Consider the following 247-nt stretch of genomic DNA (forward strand, 5'->3'; position numbering starts at 1 on the left):
TCTGATTCACGGATATGCATTCTCAATGAAGTTTTACTTCGGCACAGATGATCTTGACGTTCGCAATTGGGCTGCAGATTACGGTGGTTTGAAGGAACTAAAGGGCGTTCTCAAGGAACAGTTCGACCACACACTCTTGGTCGCAGAAGATGATCCTGAGCTTGAGCTATATCTTGAAATGCAGAATCGTGGCATTGCACGCCTGGTTGTACTTCCAAGACTTGGCTGTGAATCGCTTGCTGACATG

Annotated in this window: 1 protein-coding gene; it reads left to right on the plus strand. The window is 46.6% G+C overall.

Features of this window, described 5'->3' with window-relative positions; translation table 11 throughout:
* Positions 1-4 precede the first annotated feature (4 nt).
* On the plus strand, positions 5-247 hold a 243-nt coding region (locus tag RMT89_RS44745; RefSeq protein WP_315889484.1), incomplete at its 3' end, for a 6-carboxytetrahydropterin synthase.

The sequence above is a fragment of the Streptomyces sp. P17 genome (assembly GCF_032436805.1).
Classification (GTDB): Bacteria; Actinomycetota; Actinomycetes; order Streptomycetales; family Streptomycetaceae; genus Streptomyces.